The sequence below is a fragment of the Nostoc sp. genome, assembly GCF_036917975.1.
Taxonomy (GTDB): domain Bacteria; phylum Cyanobacteriota; class Cyanobacteriia; order Cyanobacteriales; family Nostocaceae; genus Nostoc.
Map to the genome: position 1 here is coordinate 57,859 of NZ_JBALEJ010000013.1, position 18,123 is coordinate 75,981.

The window sequence follows — 18,123 nt, forward strand, 5'->3', positions numbered from 1 at the left end:
TAAGTTTTGGGTCGGGGTCTAGATCCCCGTCACAAAACTTACTTGCGACTTGCGACTTGTTTTAAATTCGTGGGCAACTGTTAGAGACGCTCTCACCCTCAGACCTTTTTAAATTTTGGATTACTCTTATTCAATCCAAAATCCAAAATTTAAAATCCAAAATTCGGTGACGTGATTTTAGGCAACAACTAAACAGGCGATATCTACAACGGGCTATTCGGCGTCGTACTTTATCTATTAATTGAGAGGTCAATCATGAGAATCGCGATCGTTGGAGGGGGAGCCAGTGGCATGGTGACAGCTTACCTACTCAATAAACAAGGCCATCACGTCACTGTGTTTGAACGGCAACCTACTTTAGGTGGACATATTCGGACACTGAACAAGAACGTTCAGCCGAACCAATCCGATTGTCAGGAAATTTTGGAAAATGGAGTGCTGGAATTTCCGACTGTGTTCCATAACTTCATCGCCCTCATGGAAGAACTAGGGGTGGAATTAGAACCTGTGAATATGGGTTCAGCGCTGTTTTTCAGAAATGGCAGCCACTATCTATCGGGAGTCACAATCCAGAAGAACTTCACAGGTATTCGCCGCCTGATCGAATATTTACGCCTCGATACCCTCTATGCCCGTTCTGCTGGATTATGGCTAAGAATACGATTTGCTCACCTGCAAGATTTCTACAATCAGCCTTTGTCGCAATACTTGAAACGCGCCTTTACTGGCAATACTTGGCTAAAATTGCTAGTTATGTATAGCTATTCAATGCCGTTGGAATTGATTGATGATTTTCCGGCAGAATTGGCAATGCCTGTTTTACTCAACGATGTTGCAGTCAACTGGGTCAGGATTAAAGGCGGTGTGTATTCTTACATTGAAAAAATTCTGGCGCGATTCCAGGGTGAGGTTTTGCTGAATGTAGAGATTGAGCGGATTTCCAGAAGTTCGGATGCTGTAAAAATTGTGCGATCAACAGGTGAAATTCAGGAGTTTGATAAAGTCGTGTTTGCTACGCCACCCGACCAAGTGATGGCGCTGTTAGCAGATCCAACTGATGCCGAAATCAAACGGTTTTCTGCCTGGAAAGCCAATTATGCGACTACCTTACTGCATACAGATAGTTCCATATACGCCCGCTATGGCATTAAACAACCCTCAGAATTTGATTTTTTTCAGGCAAAAAGCCGATGGGGTTATAACAGTTGTCTGAATCAGATTTGTGATATTTCATCGCCACCAAATTATTTTTTATCGTTCCAACTAGAGGAGTTAATTGCTAACGATCGCATTATTCATATTCAGGAACATCACACCCCATTATATACCACTGAATCTTTTCAATACCGAGATGAAGTAGTTGCCACTAATGGCGAGAACAACACTTACCATGCAGGAGCCTATCTTGGTGATGGCTTGCATGAAGGAGCTATAACTTCTGCCTTGCGAGTCGCTCAACTGGTTGGGTTAAGCCAAGGCTCGATTGATATCACAAATCGCAATTTATTACCACAATTTGTACAACATTGATCCATCAAATTTTTTATATAAATTTAAAAGGAGATCAAGATGAGAGTTATTGAGCCTAAAATTGATGAGCAAGTTGTTAGTTCTGGATGGACAACCGCGATACCCTTGGTAGCCGTAGGCATCGCTATTCTCATGATTGTGTTGAGTATCATTGCGATTGCATTTCCTTTCTTTGCTAGTGTTGCTTCAACCTTAATGTTTGGCTGGATATTCATCTTTGCTGGAATTACTCAAATTGTTTATGCCTTTCAATCAAGAGGTACAGGTAGAGTTATCGGGAAGCTGATTCTAGGTCTGTTGTATCTCCTATCTGGAATTCTCGTGGTGGTAAATCCGTATCCGCTCATCTCCATCGGTTAGGTGAATCATGACACGCCTTTCATCATTACAACGACCCAGGGGAATTATTCACCAGTTGTCTGTAGTTGTTGTGTCTGCGTTCGCCCTCAGTTTAGGAAGTTGCACGTCGAATACACCTGCAACCAATTCCGCGTCTTCCCAATCTGCTACTAGTCGAAAAGAATTGCAGGTTGTGACAACCTTCATTCCCATTACAGATTTTACAAAAGCAGTTGCAGGCGATCGTGCCCAAGTGACCCAACTGCTGCCAACTAATGTTGGTCCCCATGACTTTCAGGCAAAACCAGAGGATGCCGAGAAGCTGGCAAAAGCTGATGTATTGATCGAAAACGGCTTAGGAATGGAGGAATTTCTGGATGATTTGGTTAAAAATGCAGGCAATGCAAACTTGAAGATTATTGACTCTAGCAAAGGAGTGCAAACAATCTCTACAGCAGCATTTGAGGGCAAAAAACAGGCTCAAGCCAAACAAATAGAACTCAATCCTCATATCTGGCTTGATCCCAAACGAGCCATCCACCAAGTCGAAAACATTCGTGATGGACTGATTGCTGCCGATCCAAGTGGGAAAGAGGTTTATACCGCCAATGCAGCTGCTTACATCGCTAAACTTCAGCAATTAGATAGCGAATTTACCCAAAAGCTTCAGCCCTTTGCAGGCAAAACCTTTGTGACTTACCACGACTTTGCCCCCTACTTCGCCCAAAGTTACCACTTAAAAGCGCAATTTTTGGTTGGTATTCCCGAAGAAAACGCCTCACCAGCAGATGTCAAACGAGTGATCGATTCAGCTAATAACTCAAAACTCAAAACCCTATTAACGGAACCGCAGGCTGCCGGCAATCCCTTTTCAGCCCTCGCAAAGGATTTGCATGTGCAGGTCGGCAATTTTGATCCGATGGAGACGGCGAGTGGCGAAGGTGTGCAGCCCGACTATTACTTTACTGTCATGCGTCAGAACTTGACTAATTTGGAAACTGCTTTTGGGAGCAAATCTACTCAGTCATTTTTACCCAACCCATGCCCAGCCAGTTTTCTTGCCAATGTGCCGCAACCTGTCACACAATTTTGGATTTTAGATTTTAGATTTTAGATTGACCGTGCCAATTTTAGATTTTGGATAATAGAATTGTTTGCGCGTTTAAATTCGCTTGCTCTGTAACCCTTTTTAAATTTTGGATTTTGAATCTTCAATTCCATTTTCCAAAATTTAAAATCTAAAATTCGGTCAGTTTAAGATTTTAGGAGGTTGTCTTGAAAGAAATCGTCTTATCAGTTGAGAAACTCACCGTTTATCGGGAAATCTACGCAGCAGTGCAAGATGTTTCGTTCTCTCTGGAGTCAGGAACGGATACGTCGATCGTCGGTCCGAATGGGGGAGGTAAAACGACATTGGTGCAAGCCATTTTGGGAATTTTGCCCAGACATTCAGGTAAAATATCTATCCTGGGTCAACCCCTGACTATAAAAGGCTTTCTCCCACCGCGCCTCCGTCAGCAAATCGCTTACCTACCACAAAACTTTCTGGTCGATCGCCGCATTCCCATGACAGTAGATGAACTGGTGGGCTTAGGTTGGGACGGGTTGGGGTTTCAGTTGCCCTGGGCAAACCACAGAAAACGGGGTCATGCCATTCGAGATGCTTTGGCACGGGTTGATGCCATCCATCTCAGAGATCAACTAATTGGCGGGCTTTCTGGTGGTGAAACCAAGCGAGTGTTACTGGCTTATTGTTTAGTTTACCCACGTCGCTTACTGATTCTCGATGAAGCCCCAGCTGGGTTAGATATACGTGCCGAGTTAGAGTTTTATCAACTGCTGTATCAACTTAAGCAAGAACAAGGCTGGACAATTTTACAGATTTCCCACGATTTGGATATGGTGCGGCAGCATTGCGATCGCGTCCTCTGTATAAATCGCACTTTACGCTGTCAAGGAACCCCAAAAGTGGCGCTCTCGGATGCCAGTCTCTCTGCTCTTTACGGAACCGAATTTCTGCAATACAAGCATTCCCATCAACCCCAGTCACCATGATCATCCAAACAGAACTCACCCACTTTATTGAACTGTTTCAACTCCCCTTTATGCAACGGGCATTAATCGGCGGCATCCTGACGGGGATTATGGGTGGAATTTTGGGCAGCTTTACCATTTTACGGCAGTTGTCTTTCTTCTCTGATGCCCTTGGTCATTCAGCTTTGCTGGGCATCAGCATCGGCTATTTATTAGGACTCAATCCCTCCCTGGTTTTACTACCTTTTGTGGTTATCCTGGCCTTATTTGTATCCTACCTCTTAGAACGCACTCGTTTATGGACTGATGCGCTGCTCAATATCATCTCTTCCTCATCAATGGCGATCGCCATCATTACCCTCAGCTTTGTGGGGCAGTACAAAGGCGGACTCGATAACCTGTTGTTTGGCGATATTTTGGCAATCCAGGAAATGGATTTAGTGTTAAGCGGTTTACTATTAAGCGTCTCCATTCTGTACATTGGGCTGACGTTGCGAACGCAGATGTTATTGACTGTGGATGAGTCATTGGCGATCGCGCGTGGTGTGTCAGTATCAACCCATCGCATGGTATTCATTGTACTACTGTCATTAGTAGTGGGCATTTCCATCAAAGGGATCGGCGTGTTGTTGGTGAGTGCGTTTGTCGTGATTCCCGCCTGTGCCGCCCAATTGTTAAGTCGCACATTCACCAATTACGTGATGATATCAGTCGGACTAGGAGTGTTAAGTGCTGTGTTCGGAATGGTGATTTCCGCCTGGTTTAATTTGCCATCCGGTCCTAGTATTGTGGCGACGCAATTGGTAATTTTTCTCACTGCAATGCTGTTACCTCGTTTGCACTCACTGGCTCACTAAGTATTATTGCCTGAAACTACAGAACGAAATTACATTAATTTGTTGATAGTGTTTCAGAAATGATAATACTAATTTAGGATTTTTTTGCTTAACAGCCGTTTATTTTATCTTAATTTGTCATTATACATCAATACGGTTCAGTTAAGGGCTACTGGCAACATTTTTGGGTTCTCAAGACGCGATAAATCGCCGTCTCTACAAGTGTTTTGGGCTTATCTGAACTGTATTGCATTATACATCTCCGAAAAAAAATGTAGAGACGTAGCACTGCTACGTCTCTACAAGGTTTCTGGGTAACGCATATTTAATTTCTGGAGATGTCTATTAAATAACCCTCAAAAGACTGTATTAACAATTTGCAATTCGTAATTATTTGTTGAGCCAACGATGCCAGCTAGTGGTCTATCATAAAAATTCGGTAACTTCAAATCTTTGAGCAATAACCCGCCGTTTGCATGAGGATTTACACCCATACGGCGATCGCCTTTCGGAGTTAATTCTGCTAACTCTTCGATCAATCTCCCGTTTTCATCAAACAGTTCTTCTGGCTTGTAACTCTTCATCCACTCTTCTAGCAGTTTGATGTGTTCAGGCTTGGTTGCTAGTTCTGCCAAGGGAACCTGATGAGAGCGAAACGTCCCTTCAACGGGGACACCATCGACAACTTTAGGCCCCGTCCAACCTTTAGGAGTTTTCAGCACAATCATCGGATATTCAGGACGCTTAGAGAAGCCATTTGTCCGGGCATCATATTGAATGGCTTTAATCTCATGCACGATCGCATCCAAAGTTTCTGCCATTTGTTGGTGCAGAATTTCCGGGTCGTCTCCCTCAACGAAATAAGGCTTGTAACCGTAGTCAATCAATAGGCTTTTCAGTTCTTCTTTACTAATTCTGGCTAATACTGTTGGATTCGCAATCTTATAGCTATTCAAATGCAAGATGGGCAGAACAACACCATCACAAAAGGGATTGATAAACTTGTTTGAATGCCAACTAGTCGCCAAAGCGCCCGTTTCAACTTCGCCATCTCCAATTACACAGCAAACAAATAGGTCAGGATTGTCAAAAACAGCACCGTAGGCATGAAGCAGTGAGTAGCCTAATTCTCCTCCTTCATGGATGGAACCGCGAGTTTCAGGAGCAACATGGCTTGGAATCCCACTAGGAAACGAGAACTGTTTGAAAAGCTGCTTCATACCCTCAACATCCTGGGAGATGTTGGGATAAAACTCGCTGTAAGTCCCTTCTAGATAAGTGTTGGCAACGATACCTGGGTCTCTATGACCTGGCCCTGCAACATAGATAACATTCAGATCGTGTATTTTGATCGCACGGTTAAGATGAGCGTAAATAAAGTTAAGACCTGGAGTTGTACCCCAATGTCCAAGCAGCCGAGGTTTGATGTCTTCTAGTTTTAACGGTTCACGCAGCAGGGGATTATCCAGAAGGTAAATCTGTCCCACTGAAAGGTAGTTTGCAGCACACCAGTAGGCATGAATCTTATGGAGTTCGTCTGCTGTCAGGGTTTTTGGTGCGGTCGCAGTAGTCAGTATCATGTTAGGTAAGAAGTTAGGGTTTACGAATTATGAATTAGTAATTTAGAGAGTGCTAAAGGTGAACTGATGAGTTGAGCAACTTCAAAGGCAGATGCGATCGCTCCTTCATGCAATCCATCTCCTAATTGTGTCACCCGTCCATTGGGTTGGACGATGGCCGAACCACCAATGGCAATAACATTTTCTACAACTTGTTTTTCTACAACCGTGACATTTGTGCCCAATCGAATCAGATTGGTATTATTAAAGAAGTCGGAAGTCGGAAGTCGGAAGTCGGAAGTCGGAAGTCGGAAGTCGGAAGTCGGAAGTCGGAAGTCGGAAGTCGGAAGTCGGAAGTCGGAAGTCGGAAGTAAGTTTTGTGTTAGCGAGTCTGCGATAGCGCAGCGTTAGCGAGTAATCGAGCGTCGCGTCCGGGGATTTAGACCCCGACCCAAAACTTGCCGGTTATTGAACCGGGGGACTTAAACCCACGGAGTTTATTAATATTTAGATCAGTCTGTGCGATCGCATTTCCGGCAAACAGAAATACTATCGTAGAGATAAACACGATTGTCAACTGCTTCCAGTTCATGGTTAAGACTCCTAATTTTATCGTAAATTAAAGGGTTTAACAACCTGCAATCTACATGTAGCACCCATTTCAGTCGGGGTTTGTCTTGAGAAACGCGGTCTTGGGATGCATCCCAAGACCGCGTTTCTCGCTAAATCCCTGTCTGAAATGTCTTTAATTTTGAATTTTGTTAGCGCAGCGTTAGCGAGTCTGCGTTCGCGAAGCGTCTCGTAGAGAGCGTCATTTTTAATTTTGAATTGTTAACAGTCTTCTCTAATCTTCTTCAACTAGTTTCACCTGATTATGTGGACTGTAATCTAAACAATTAATGGCTTGATCGGTTAGCACCGTTGATGGATGGACGGTGCATTTGAGATATGAATTATGACTAAAATATCGACATTGAGGACACTTGGCTTTCTGAGGCAATTTGAGGCTAAATAAATACTGCTGCACCGGCTTAGGAATGAAGGCATAAATTAAAGTAGCGATCGCCGAAATAATCATAGTGCTGACTACTATCAGGAAACCCATATCTAGCATAGAAAGAGTTTCAACTCCCCGATGATCTAGAAGGAGTGAATTAGCTGGCAAAGTTGTGATCGATTTTTCTTCCATGACTCCATTACGCTCCTATATTCTGTTATAAATAGGTTCAAAATGAAGATATTTAATATCACAGTCATTAAATCATCTGGTTTTTATCGTAAATTAAAGGGTTTAAGAACCTGCAATCTACATGTAGCACCCATTTCAGTCGGGGTTTGTCTTGAGAAATCGCTCCACTTGGGATGCATCCCAAGACCGCGTTTCTCGCTAAATCCCCGTCTGAAATTTCTTTAATTTTGAATTTTGTTAGCGCAGCGTTAGCGAGTCTGCGAGCGTCATTTTGAATTTTGAATTGTTAAACTGCTCTCTGTCCAGCATAGATAAATCTAACTACCCATGCACCGAGCCAGCCTAAGAGAGAATACACGATGATTGCAATTAGGACATTGACATCAAAAATGTTTACTCCGCCACCAAAAACGGGACTGATAAATAAGGTGGAAAAAGGCCTAATGAATGGATCGGAAAGATTGTAAATAAACTGAGCAAAGGCATTTTTTGTATTTGCTCCGAAAAAACGCAATAAGAAGCGTAACGTCAGTAGAATTTCCAGCGTTCCAACTAGAAAGTAAATACTATTGATAATCCAGGTAAACGTAGCGCCGCGTTTGCTAGTTTCCAGCCGTCTCTCTTCCTGTTGAAGTCGGAAAGATTCTTCATCATTCCGAAGTTCTTGCCTCCGCTCAGAATTGCTCTCTTCATGAGGATTTTTATTCATTGATCTATCTCCAAATTGATAAGTGATACTTCAATCAGAATGGACGATAATATAATTTTCCCTCGCTCGTACAGATTTGTTCTGTAACACAACTTTATATCTACAGGTTATCCCCTGAGAGCTTTTTTTATCAGCTAGCTGTCAACTTTTCAAACAACCTCTAAGCAGGACTAAGAGTTTTTTGCAAGTTCTCAATTTTGTCTTGAGAAAAACTTGTTCTAATTAGCTTTCCTCCAAAACGATTAAATTCTGCAATTATTTTCTCTAGATTAGCGGAGTAAATTAGAACAAACAATGATGAAGAATTTGGTTTTAAAGATTCTTCAACTTCGGTTAAAAAACTACTATCAAATGTGCCCTCTTTAATAGTAAGAGTGCGATGAAAGAAAACTGCGCTAATGATGCCACCCCAGAGTTCATTACTCAGGTCTCCAGGTTCAACCAAATCGTGATATGGTTTAACCCTAATCTTACCATCTGCATTTTTGGTAATCACAACTGCATCTTTCAAATCTGCTAAGTTTTCTTGCTCAAGTTTGAGTAGTTCTAAAATTACTTCATCTGCTTTATATTTGTCATCGAAGTTGACTACAACTAATTCACTCATACTCTCTTCAGATTGTAATTGTTTAAAGGAAAAATGACTTTTTACTGTATCTGCATTTTACCTGATAAACTGCTGATTTTTAGTTTACGATACCTGCGATCGCTGCTACTGCATTTACTGATTTTGCGAATAAACTTGGCGTAAATGGGAAAGCGATCGCAAGACAGTATATCTTATCGTAAATTAAAGGGTTTAAGAACCTGCAATCTACATGTAGCACCCATTTCAGTTGGGGTTTGTCTTGAGAAATCGCTCCACTTGGGATGCATCCCAAGACCGCGTTTCTCGCTAAATCCCCGTCTGAAATTTCTTTAATTTTGAATTTTGTTAGCGCAGCGTAAAGCCTTCTCTACGAGACGCTACGCGAACGGCATGGCTTCGCTTAGAGCGAGTCTACGTTCGCTTTTAGCGTCTCGCAGAGAGCGTCATTTTGAATTTTGAATTGTTAATGCTCGGTTGTCGCGTAGAACGTCCGCGCCTGTGCTAGTAACTGGTCTTCGCTCATGTGTTGTTCATTGACGACGACTGTACCGATAACTTGCTGGGCGATATCTGGATGATGTTCTTTGAGATCCGCCAGCAGATAATCCATCGCGCTGCTCGATCCGGTTGAACTGCCAAAGATCAGAATCTTCTTTGCGCCACTTAGCGTAGGCGTAGCCCGTCGTAGACATCGCGCTATTGCCTCATAGAAAGGTTTTAGTTCCGGCTGGCGCTGACCGTTGGCATCGTCATCCACATTGTGCAGATGCCGATGAGAGCCATCCGGGTCGTAAGGAACGATCCGTTCTGGTACTGAGCCGTGCAGTTCAGTTTTATAGATACGCGCCTCACGGTGATCGATAACGACCAGCAGGTGGACACCCTCGGTGATGATTGGCTGGGCGGGGACAGCAGAATGCTCGAGAAAGTGGCGAATCTGCATTAATTCATGGATATCAGATAAATCTTTGTGCTTCGAGGGGTGAACTGTCAGCGTCTCACCATTCCGCGTAAATCTCAGATTGCCGTTATGTTCCTGAGTCTCGTCGGTCAGCGCATTTAGCATCGATCGCACATCGTGCCACTGAAGGTTGCGGACTACTGGGTGCTGAAAAATAGCGTTATAAGTGGTTTGATGAATCCGGGACATCTGCGTTTCCATTAATTTCTCCTTGGTCTTGTTAAACCAGTTATTAACTTATAAACAACTCTGCTCATTTACTACTCTGGGCGACTACCGTTTGAGTGAATGGATGAATTGATTAAATTACAATACGAACTTGGCAACTTGCTGTTGTTGTCCTCCTGAAAGCTGGTTAGGGCGGTTTGTTAAGCGATCGCCCAATCCAATCTTTCAGGCGCATGATGCTAAACGCGACGGTTTACCCAGTGTCCTGCCACCCATCGCCGATGACCGCGAGAGGTCGGTTGGTAATGTCCTGCCACCCAGACCCGGCGATAACGAGCGCGGCGTGTAGTATTGCGCCGAGTTTGTTCGCGCTGGTTTTGAGCCAATAGCTCTGGTGCAACCCGGCCTGCCTCGACGACACCAGGACGAGTTGAATTCTGCCCATCATTAACATTGAACTGTGCGGCTGAGGCAGATTTTGCCAAGACTCCAAGGGGAAGAGCAAGCATCAGGATAGCGATTATGCGTTTCATTAGATGTTCCTTTCGATAAGTTGAGAGTAGCTAGAATTAAACTGGAATTTCCTGCCTGCTTGACACACTGACAAGTTCATTGCTGATACTCATCGATTAATTGCGCTCTTTTTGGAGGAAGTTAGTCAATCAGGCAATATTGTTGCTCCTCCTTAACTACTCTGAGGGGCTATGGCTTGATTTCTTGAGTGAATTGATTCATTACGATATAAATCGTTACCAAATTCATTGAAAGCGGCGGGAAACTCGATCCCGCAAGTGGCGTGGAGAGGGACAGCCGCCCCGCCGCTTCGGGCATAGGGCATTGGTAACTTCTTCCCCATGACGGCAGTTGCTCCACTTGGGGAAACCCCAAGACCGCACTGCCTCCCCCATGCCCTGTTCCCCATGCCCAAAAACTCCATCCCGCAAGTGGCGTGGAGTTTTTCATCCATCAATTATTTATGTTCTCAAAGCTTGTGCTGCAAGCTGTTGGGGCTTTTATTTCTTTCTGCTTCTTGCCTGATCAAGCGTGCCATTGGTTTCTGACTGGTTCCCAGCCTGGAGGCTGGGAACCCATTCTGGGAGGCTCCGCCTCCAGTAGCTTGACGAGAGGCAGAGCCTCTTTGAATACATTCCCAGCCTCCAGGCTCAATACGGTTCAGTTAAGGCTAAAATTCTTTTTTTTTAACGAACCGCAAAGGGCGCAAAGGACGCAAAGGAAGAGAAGGAAGAGAAGGAAGAGAAGCTTAACTGAACTGTATTGCCTCCAGGCTGGGAACGAGGTGACACAAGCCTTTGGGCTTTTCTTAGTGCCAATTCGGTTCAGTCTCTTTCTTCCTGATTAGGAGAATCATCGGGTGGTTGATCTCTTGCCATACGTTGTTGCTCCTGCGATACCCATTCCCAAGCAATCAAACAACCAATGGTTAAACCTGCCAGCATCAGTGCCAATGTCCATGAGAAGCGACTGGGAAATTGGAAATCGAGCCAGATGCCTAGTGCCATTCCTAATAAAGTTGGTACGACCACTGACCAACCGACCAAGCCAACGAAACCTAAGCCAAACAAAACGCCACCATAAGGTTTCGCTTGGCGAGCATAAAGTTTGCGGCGTGCTTGATTAGCGATCGCTTTGGCGTTAAGATGCGTTTGGGAGCGAGACTGACGAGAGGGTGGGATTTTCATGGATATTCACCTAACTCGATAAAGTGCCGAATTGTGTTGATCTCTAGGTTTTCTAAAACGGAACGTGCTGTTTTTTCGCGTTCATCGATTAAATGAAACTCCTCCTCAACGGTTTTTCTCAATATTTCCAAATCGCCACCTGGAACTGCATTTTGGGTAGCAACTGTTATCTCATCCCCATACTTGATCAAAATTCCTTGATCGATGGCGAGGAATTGTTCTTGTCCTTGGGGTGGGACGAAGGATAACAAACTTGGTATCAGTGTTGCCACAAAATCTATATGGTGAGGTAGCAAGCAAAATATCCCATTCTCCGCTTCTGCAATCACTTTGATTGCGGCTGTTTCCATCAGAATTTTAGTTGGTAAGACAACTTTGAGTCGCATTTCTGAGGATGGCTCGGTCATGATTTTTTGCCCTCTTTTGGAGCTTGTACGACTTCATCAATTGAGCCAATCATGTAGAGCGATCGCTCTGGTGTATCAGCAAACTCATCATTGAGAATGCGTTCACATCCTTCTAGAGCATCGTCTAATTCGACTAATTTCCCTGTCAAACCTGTAAACTGGGCGGTGGAAAAGAAGGGTTGAGTGAGAAAACGTTCTAAACGTCGCGCCTGGGATACCACCTGGCGATCGCCTGGCGATAATTCTTCTAAGCCCAACATGGCAATGATATCTTTTAGTTCTTCATAGGTGCTGATGGTTTTGCGGACTGCTTGAGCGATCTGATAATGGCGATCGCCAACAATATGAGGCATCAGCATTTTGGAATTCGATTCCATCAAATCCACGGCGGGATAAAGCCCTTCACTCGCCCGTTTACGTGACAACACAATTGCGGCTGACAGATGGGAAAACACAGCGACAGCAGAGGGATCGGTGAAGTCATCCGCAGGTACATAAACCGCTTGAATGGAAGTAATCGCCCCTGCCGATGTATTGCAGATCCGCTCCTCTAGTTGAGCGAGTTCAGTGGCGAGGGTTGGTTCATAACCCACCCGCGAAGGTATTATCCCCATCAGTCCCGATACTTCTGAACCTGCTTGGATAAAGCGAAAGATATTATCGATTAAAAGCAATACATCTTTTTGGGAGCGATCGCGAAAATATTCTGCCATTGTTAGCGCCGCGTGTCCTACCCAAAATCTGACTCCCGGTGGTTCATTCATCTGTCCGAAGACTAAGACTGCATTTGGGAGAACCCCTGTTGCTGCCATTTCTTGATATAGATCAAGACCTTCTCGACAGCGTTCACCAATCCCACAAAATAAACTTACACCTTGGTGCTGCTTAACCATATTGTGGATCATTTCTGTAATTAGCACCGTTTTGCCAACGCCTGCACCGCCAAGCAAACCTGTTTTACCGCCTCGCTCTAAAGGTGTGAGTAGATCGATGGCTTTGATCCCAGTTTTGAGGATTTCGGCTTTGGTAACTCGTTCTGACATCGCAATTGGCGTGGCATGAATTGATCGCCATTCGCCACCTGCGATCGCCTCTTTCTCATCGATCGCTTCGCCAAATAGGTTTAACATTCTCCCTAAAAGGCGATCGCCCACTGGAACTTGTAACGGGTGCTGAGTATCAATCACAATCTCACCGCGTGTCAAACCTGCGGTTGGGGCAAGTGCTACACCCCGCACCACCTGAGCGCCCAGATGTGAAACCACCGCGATGGACAGATTACCTCCTTTCCCTGTTTGTAACTGGCTATTTATATATGGCAAGCGTTTGGGAAAATGGATATCGATGATGCTGCTCCGCACGGAGAGGATAGAACCAAGATTTTGCTCTTGGGGATGATTTGATTGGGAAGATGATTTAATATCTGGTTCCATATAATTCGTAATTCGTAATTCGTAATTCGTAATTCGTAATTAAAGTTTCGACTCCGCTCAACTTAAAAAACGGGTCAGAGTCCCCGACTTCTACAGGTGGTCACTGAGCTTGTTGTTGGCGCAACTTCTTGCAGATAAGTTTCGCTCATTATGCTTGATGTCTGTCTTGAAAAATTGATCCTGTTGGGGTTTCCTCTTGACGCTAGCCTCTGCCAAAAGGGTAGGACTGCAATTTTCGCTAAATCCGAATTCGTAATTACGAATTACGAATTACGAATTACGAATTATTAATGGCTTAATTCAAAGGCTGAAATAATTTCTAGTAATTCATCTGTAATTGCAGTTTGGCGTTTTTGCTGAAATTGACCAGTAAATTCTGTCAGCCGCTCTTCAATGTTTTTCTCGGCAACTTGCATAGAAGCGAGACGGCTAGCATTTTCACCTGCGAGGGACTCACCAAAAGCCCGATAAAGCAAAATAAAAAAATATTGTCGTAATAAAGATGCAACCAAAACATCGCTCGGCATCGTAAAAGTTGATAGAGTCCGCGATCGCCATTCTTGGCTTTCGATATGTTGTAGCCATTCGCCATCAAGTGGTAATAGTTGCAGCTTATATGGCTCCCATAATGTATTGGAATGCAAGTGGTTGTAAAATAATGTAATTTGGCCAATTTGTTCGCGATCGCGCCATGTGGCAATGTGCATCAAGATTTCTTGAACCATTGATGTGATCCCAGCTAGCGAACCTGGCATGGCGAAAGTTTGCTCAATTCCATAGCCTGCGGTTTCTAAATGGGAGATCAATCTCGATCCGACGGCAAAAATCGCCAGATGTTCGGGTGAGAGCTTCAACTTCTCTAATTCAGCGATCGCATAGTGGCTAATCTGTTCGTTGAATTGACCGCACATCCCTTGCTCAGAGCCAAAAATAATTACGCCGCAACGACCAAGGTCAGTCGAAAGGGATTGTGAGTAAGTTTTGAAGCCATCGCCGTTATCATCTGGGAGGGAAGCATCATGTGTATGTGCTGCCTTCAATACTACGTGCAAACCCATTTCGATTGTCCGGTTATACTCAGCGAGGGAGGCAACCGCCTGTTGGTATTGGTGGATGTTTAATGCTGCTAATACTTTCATCATTTTCACCACGGCTTGCAGGTCTTGGGCAGTGTGGATTTGGCGTTGCAGAAGCTCAATGGATGACATGGCTACTCCTTCGTATCCTTGGGATCTGTTGTATCCTTCGCATTCTTGGGATCTGTTGTATCCTTCGCATTCTTGGGATCTGTTGTATCCTTCGCATTCTTGGGATCTGTTGTATCCTTCGTATCCTTGGGATCTGTTGTATCCTTCGCATTCTTGGGATCTGTTGTATCCTTCGTATCCTTGGGATCTGTTGTATCCTTCGCATCCTTGGGATCTGTTGTATCTTTCGTATCCTTGGGATCTGTTGTATCCTTTACAACTGTAGCGATCGCAGTTGTGGCAACCTTTAGTAAGGCATCGCGATCGGCATCCTTCAATGCGGCTCCACTTTCGATTTGCAGGCAAAGATCGGCTAACTCGGTGGATATGGCTTGGGCGATCGCAAGCTCTGCAATGGCAATTTTAGTTATGGGGACAGAATCGAGCAAGCCTGCCGTCACCGAGAGCATTACAGCTATTTGCACAGCAGCCGGCATTGGCGCATATTGCTTTTGTTTGAGAATCTCACGTACCCGTCGTCCGCGTTCTAAAGTGAGGCGAGTCGATTCTTCTAAACGCGTACCAAAGCGAGAGAAAGCCTCTAATTCTTCAAATTGAGAATAGGAAAGACGTAAATCTCCTGAAACAGTGCGATAAGCAGGAAGTTGGGTTTTACCACCCACCCGCGAAACCGACTTACCGATATCGATCGCAGGTAATACTCCCTTTTGAAAGAGGATTGGTGAGAGATAAATCTGTCCATCGGTAATTGAAATTAGATTAGTCGGGATGTACGCAGCAATGTTTTGTGCTTCTGTTTCGATGATTGGCAACGCAGTTAAGGAACCACCACCTCGTTTGTCGTTGAAATGTGTAGAGCGTTCCAGTAAGCGCGAGTGAATATAAAAAATATCCCCTGGATAAGCTTCGCGTCCAGGTGGGCGGCGCATTAAGAGAGATATTTCTCGATAGGTGCGGGCATGGTTGGTGAGGTCATCGTAAATAATAAGCACATCGCGCCCTTGATCTGCAAAATATTCCGCCATCGCAGTAGCGGCATAAGGAGCGATATATTGTAACCCCGGCGGCTTTTCTGCTGCTGCCATAACGACGGTTGTGTAGGCAAAGGCCTGATGCTCATTGAGGTCGGCAATTACCTTGGCAACAGCCGCACTACGCTGTCCGATCGCGCAATAGATACAGAGAATATTTTTGCCTTTTTGATTGATGATCGTATCGAGGGCAAGACCGCTTTTACCCGTTTGGCGATCGCCTAAAATCAATTCTCTCTGTCCCCGTCCAATAGGAATCAGGGCATCGATCGCTTTAATTCCAGTTTGCAAAGGCACATTCACAGGCGCACGATCCATGATACTAGGGGCATCGCGTTCAGCAGGACGGCGTTGGGAAGTTCGCACCACACCTTTACCATCAAGGGGGCGACCGAGAGGATCGATCACTCTTCCTAACAACGTGTCACCCACAGGGACATCAAGCACTTTGCCAGTGCGCCGCACTTGAGTACCTGATTGGAGTTGCTCACTAGAATCAAGCAAAACTACGCCAACTTCTTCGGGATCGAGGTTAAACACCAACCCCAGACTACCGCCAGTAAAACAGACAATTTCCTCTGACTGCACATTCGGTAAACCGGCGATTTTGGCAATTCCTTGACCAATCGATTGCACAATGCCGATCTCCTGCGATCGCAATTTTGCTTCCTGCTGATCGAGAGCTTGAGTATAAAGTGCAAAAGTATCTTGTAAAACTGTCTGTAAACCTTCTTCAGTCTGTTGCATCATACTTCCACTGAGTAGGGACTGGTGACTAGTGTAATGAGTCTGTAGTAAGCACTTCAGTGCTTTATAGAACCCATTTGACATCTTATGAGGTTTTGAATTAAGGTACTCCTCAGCATCTAAAATCCAATGCTAATGGCGTATTCCAGCGACCCCACTGATGCAGAATGGGAAATTTTTGAACCTTTATTGCAAGAGATATTACCAACCAAGAAGCAGATTGCGGGCTAATAGCTAAAGTAGGTTGATGGCTCAGTCAGTCCATTTTGCATTTGGCTTCAACGCGAGCCAAGTGGCGACACCAGTCAAGATGAGGAAAATGATTTGGAAGTAAGTTTGAAGGGGAAGTCCCATTAAATAACTCATCGGCGTGATTGTGTCAGGGTCGAAAGGAGCTGTGCCGGGATAAAGAATCGCGCCCGCTTGAGCAACCCAATAAACTGCTGCAAAGCTAGAAGCAGCCAATACCCCATTCAATCGATCCCTGGTTTTCCTCCAAGCGAAGAAAATCGAAATGGCTCCCAGGAGGATTGAAAACATGAGGGTTTGCCCCCCGTGGAATTTTGCATGGGGAGGCCAATTTGGGTTGAAGATATGTGTCTTGTTGTAGTCCGCGATATGCGCACCAACGGGCAAGAGAATCCCGATCGCTGTAAAGATAAGTCGGCTAGACATTGGCATTCTCATTTTTTTCATTTTGATTCTCCATTTCCAAAAATGTCTGTTCGTGTTTGAGCCATAATGAGGTCTTCAAAAACGATTGCGTTTACTGGTAGGGTATACAAGATCCCAAATGGGTTCTATAATTAAGGACTAAAGTCCTGACTACGAACTTCAGTGCTTTAGAGTTAAGGACTAAAGTCCCTTTAAGCTTCTTCTGCAAAAACCGTAACCAAATTTTCGGTGATGCTATCTAAGTAAGTATCCATACTCCACGCTAGTTTGTAGCCCGTGCCGCGTAGTTCGATCCCACAAATCAAACTAGATTCAATTTCATAAGTCGGTTCGATTTTCCCTGCAATTTCATAACTCGATTCGATTTTCCCTGAACCCACCGCCTTAAAGTAATCTTGTAAAACCGTAGCGATCGCTGTACAGATATCCGGCGGTAGGGTGAAGGTACTAACCAACGTCAATGGAATGCTATCTTTTGTCGAAGTAGTTAAAGTTGTCACCAGTTCGGCACGTTCTGTTTCGGTGAGATCGCGCAATTTCTGCAAAAACACCCTCGCAATCTGCATTTCTAGTTCCGACTCTGCCAAGTCTGTCAACACCCGCCGCACGGTTGCTTGTAATTGCTGCATTGTACGCTCGCCTACTTCGTGCAAAAAAGAGTCTTTCTGACGTTGTAAATTGCTTTGCCATTGCGATCGCTCCTTCGCCACTGACTCACGCATTTCCTTCAACAAGCGTTGGCGGGTTTCTTCCACTTCTGATTTTGCTTGAGTCAGCAATTCTGTCTTTTGGTCTGTGAATTGCTGTTGCATTTCCTGATAATGCTTAACCTCCTGTTCTGCTTCTTCTTTTTGTTCAGATGCCGACGACAAGCGATCGGAGATTGTCTTCTCGCGGCGTGCCATTGCCTTGGTAATCGGTTTATATAAAAACCGTTGCAGCACAAATATCAAGACAAAAAAGTTGAGGATTTGCGCCCCGAAAGTAAACCAGTTAATCTCCACTTGA

Annotated in this window: 19 protein-coding genes and 1 pseudogene; 5 read left to right on the forward strand and 15 right to left on the reverse strand. The window is 44.6% G+C overall.

All coding sequences use genetic code 11. The features are described from left to right. Positions 1 to 255 precede the first annotated feature (255 nt). The 5 genes from V7K76_RS04550 to V7K76_RS04570 all read left to right on the forward strand — a co-directional run bounded on the left by V7K76_RS04550 (position 256) and on the right by V7K76_RS04570 (position 4,760). A complete protein-coding gene (locus V7K76_RS04550; RefSeq protein WP_334777077.1) occupies positions 256 to 1,530 on the forward strand; it encodes an FAD-dependent oxidoreductase in 1,275 nt (424 codons plus the stop codon). Positions 1,531 to 1,569: 39 nt separating this feature from the next. After that, positions 1,570 to 1,890 (forward strand): DUF308 domain-containing protein, encoded by a 321-nt coding sequence (locus V7K76_RS04555; protein WP_334777078.1) that lies wholly within the window; start codon positions 1,570 to 1,572, stop codon positions 1,888 to 1,890. 7 nt (positions 1,891 to 1,897) lie between these two features. Continuing rightward, complete coding sequence (locus tag V7K76_RS04560; protein WP_334777079.1) at positions 1,898 to 2,983, forward strand: metal ABC transporter solute-binding protein, Zn/Mn family; 1,086 nt, start codon at positions 1,898 to 1,900, stop codon at positions 2,981 to 2,983. Positions 2,984 to 3,144: 161 nt separating this feature from the next. Next, positions 3,145 to 3,924 (forward strand): metal ABC transporter ATP-binding protein, encoded by a 780-nt coding sequence (locus V7K76_RS04565; protein ID WP_334777080.1) that lies wholly within the window; start codon positions 3,145 to 3,147, stop codon positions 3,922 to 3,924. Beyond that, complete coding sequence (locus V7K76_RS04570; protein WP_334777081.1) at positions 3,921 to 4,760, forward strand: metal ABC transporter permease; 840 nt, start codon at positions 3,921 to 3,923, stop codon at positions 4,758 to 4,760. Before V7K76_RS04565 ends, V7K76_RS04570 begins: the two co-directional genes overlap by 4 nt. Positions 4,761 to 5,170: 410 nt before the next feature. Here the strand turns inward: V7K76_RS04570 and V7K76_RS04575 are convergent. The 15 genes and pseudogenes from V7K76_RS04575 to V7K76_RS04645 all read right to left on the reverse strand — a co-directional run. Continuing rightward, positions 5,171 to 6,319: pseudogene (locus tag V7K76_RS04575) on the reverse strand (phosphoketolase); the annotation flags it as partial. Positions 6,320 to 6,339: 20 nt separating this feature from the next. Next, positions 6,340 to 6,543: a hypothetical protein gene (locus V7K76_RS04580; protein ID WP_334777084.1), complete on the reverse strand. Its 204-nt coding sequence runs from the start codon at positions 6,541 to 6,543 to the stop codon at positions 6,340 to 6,342. 194 nt (positions 6,544 to 6,737) lie between these two features. After that, entirely contained in the window at positions 6,738 to 6,890 is a 153-nt protein-coding gene (locus tag V7K76_RS04585; protein WP_335029691.1) for a hypothetical protein, read from the reverse strand. 252 nt (positions 6,891 to 7,142) lie between these two features. Then, positions 7,143 to 7,487 (reverse strand): hypothetical protein, encoded by a 345-nt coding sequence (locus V7K76_RS04590; RefSeq protein WP_334777085.1) that lies wholly within the window; start codon positions 7,485 to 7,487, stop codon positions 7,143 to 7,145. Between the two features lie 286 nt (positions 7,488 to 7,773). Further along, on the reverse strand, positions 7,774 to 8,196 hold the full coding sequence (locus V7K76_RS04595; protein WP_334777087.1) for a YggT family protein: 423 nt from the start codon (positions 8,194 to 8,196) through the stop codon (positions 7,774 to 7,776). A 160-nt stretch (positions 8,197 to 8,356) separates the two neighbouring features. Next, entirely contained in the window at positions 8,357 to 8,803 is a 447-nt protein-coding gene (locus V7K76_RS04600) for a DUF1269 domain-containing protein (RefSeq protein ID WP_334777088.1), read from the reverse strand. A gap of 445 nt (positions 8,804 to 9,248) precedes the next feature. Beyond that, complete coding sequence (locus tag V7K76_RS04605) at positions 9,249 to 9,947, reverse strand: hypothetical protein (RefSeq protein ID WP_334777089.1); 699 nt, start codon at positions 9,945 to 9,947, stop codon at positions 9,249 to 9,251. Between the two features lie 206 nt (positions 9,948 to 10,153). Further along, complete coding sequence (locus V7K76_RS04610; RefSeq protein ID WP_334777090.1) at positions 10,154 to 10,447, reverse strand: hypothetical protein; 294 nt, start codon at positions 10,445 to 10,447, stop codon at positions 10,154 to 10,156. A gap of 804 nt (positions 10,448 to 11,251) precedes the next feature. Then, positions 11,252 to 11,614, reverse strand: a complete 363-nt coding sequence (locus V7K76_RS04615) for an AtpZ/AtpI family protein (protein WP_334777091.1) — start codon at positions 11,612 to 11,614, stop codon at positions 11,252 to 11,254. Continuing rightward, positions 11,611 to 12,021 carry a F0F1 ATP synthase subunit epsilon gene (locus V7K76_RS04620; protein WP_334777092.1) on the reverse strand — a complete coding sequence of 137 codons (411 nt, stop codon included), beginning with the start codon at positions 12,019 to 12,021 and terminating at the stop codon, positions 11,611 to 11,613. Before V7K76_RS04620 ends, V7K76_RS04615 begins: the two co-directional genes overlap by 4 nt. Beyond that, positions 12,018 to 13,454: a F0F1 ATP synthase subunit beta gene (gene atpD, locus V7K76_RS04625; RefSeq protein ID WP_334777093.1), complete on the reverse strand. Its 1,437-nt coding sequence runs from the start codon at positions 13,452 to 13,454 to the stop codon at positions 12,018 to 12,020. Before atpD ends, V7K76_RS04620 begins: the two co-directional genes overlap by 4 nt. Positions 13,455 to 13,741: 287 nt before the next feature. Beyond that, the gene (locus V7K76_RS04630) at positions 13,742 to 14,662 is read right to left on the reverse strand and encodes a F0F1 ATP synthase subunit gamma (protein WP_334777094.1); all 921 of its coding nucleotides are present in this window, start codon (positions 14,660 to 14,662) and stop codon (positions 13,742 to 13,744) included. Positions 14,663 to 14,664: 2 nt separating this feature from the next. After that, positions 14,665 to 16,443 carry an alternate F1F0 ATPase, F1 subunit alpha gene (locus V7K76_RS04635; RefSeq protein ID WP_334777095.1) on the reverse strand — a complete coding sequence of 593 codons (1,779 nt, stop codon included), beginning with the start codon at positions 16,441 to 16,443 and terminating at the stop codon, positions 14,665 to 14,667. Between the two features lie 249 nt (positions 16,444 to 16,692). Continuing rightward, on the reverse strand, positions 16,693 to 17,115 hold the full coding sequence (locus tag V7K76_RS04640; protein ID WP_334777096.1) for a DUF6640 family protein: 423 nt from the start codon (positions 17,113 to 17,115) through the stop codon (positions 16,693 to 16,695). 191 nt (positions 17,116 to 17,306) lie between these two features. Then, entirely contained in the window at positions 17,307 to 18,119 is an 813-nt protein-coding gene (locus tag V7K76_RS04645) for a F0F1 ATP synthase subunit B family protein (RefSeq protein WP_334951597.1), read from the reverse strand. Positions 18,120 to 18,123 lie beyond the last annotated feature (4 nt).

Excerpts from the sequence above, each read along its gene's own strand:
- V7K76_RS04585 (WP_335029691.1), bottom strand. The coding sequence starts at position 6,890 with ATGAACTGGAAGCAGTTGACAATCGTGTTTATCTCTACGATAGTATTT.
- atpD (WP_334777093.1), bottom strand. The coding sequence starts at position 13,454 with ATGGAACCAGATATTAAATCATCTTCCCAATCAAATCATCCCCAAGAG.
- V7K76_RS04555 (WP_334777078.1), top strand. The coding sequence starts at position 1,570 with ATGAGAGTTATTGAGCCTAAAATTGATGAGCAAGTTGTTAGTTCTGGA.
- V7K76_RS04615 (WP_334777091.1), bottom strand. The coding sequence starts at position 11,614 with ATGAAAATCCCACCCTCTCGTCAGTCTCGCTCCCAAACGCATCTTAAC.
- V7K76_RS04620 (WP_334777092.1), bottom strand. The coding sequence starts at position 12,021 with ATGACCGAGCCATCCTCAGAAATGCGACTCAAAGTTGTCTTACCAACT.
- V7K76_RS04610 (WP_334777090.1), bottom strand. The coding sequence starts at position 10,447 with ATGAAACGCATAATCGCTATCCTGATGCTTGCTCTTCCCCTTGGAGTC.
- V7K76_RS04635 (WP_334777095.1), bottom strand. The coding sequence starts at position 16,443 with ATGATGCAACAGACTGAAGAAGGTTTACAGACAGTTTTACAAGATACT.
- V7K76_RS04600 (WP_334777088.1), bottom strand. The coding sequence starts at position 8,803 with ATGAGTGAATTAGTTGTAGTCAACTTCGATGACAAATATAAAGCAGAT.
- V7K76_RS04560 (WP_334777079.1), top strand. The coding sequence starts at position 1,898 with ATGACACGCCTTTCATCATTACAACGACCCAGGGGAATTATTCACCAG.
- V7K76_RS04595 (WP_334777087.1), bottom strand. The coding sequence starts at position 8,196 with ATGAATAAAAATCCTCATGAAGAGAGCAATTCTGAGCGGAGGCAAGAA.
- V7K76_RS04570 (WP_334777081.1), top strand. The coding sequence starts at position 3,921 with ATGATCATCCAAACAGAACTCACCCACTTTATTGAACTGTTTCAACTC.
- V7K76_RS04640 (WP_334777096.1), bottom strand. The coding sequence starts at position 17,115 with ATGTCTAGCCGACTTATCTTTACAGCGATCGGGATTCTCTTGCCCGTT.
- V7K76_RS04590 (WP_334777085.1), bottom strand. The coding sequence starts at position 7,487 with ATGGAAGAAAAATCGATCACAACTTTGCCAGCTAATTCACTCCTTCTA.
- V7K76_RS04550 (WP_334777077.1), top strand. The coding sequence starts at position 256 with ATGAGAATCGCGATCGTTGGAGGGGGAGCCAGTGGCATGGTGACAGCT.
- V7K76_RS04630 (WP_334777094.1), bottom strand. The coding sequence starts at position 14,662 with ATGTCATCCATTGAGCTTCTGCAACGCCAAATCCACACTGCCCAAGAC.
- V7K76_RS04605 (WP_334777089.1), bottom strand. The coding sequence starts at position 9,947 with ATGGAAACGCAGATGTCCCGGATTCATCAAACCACTTATAACGCTATT.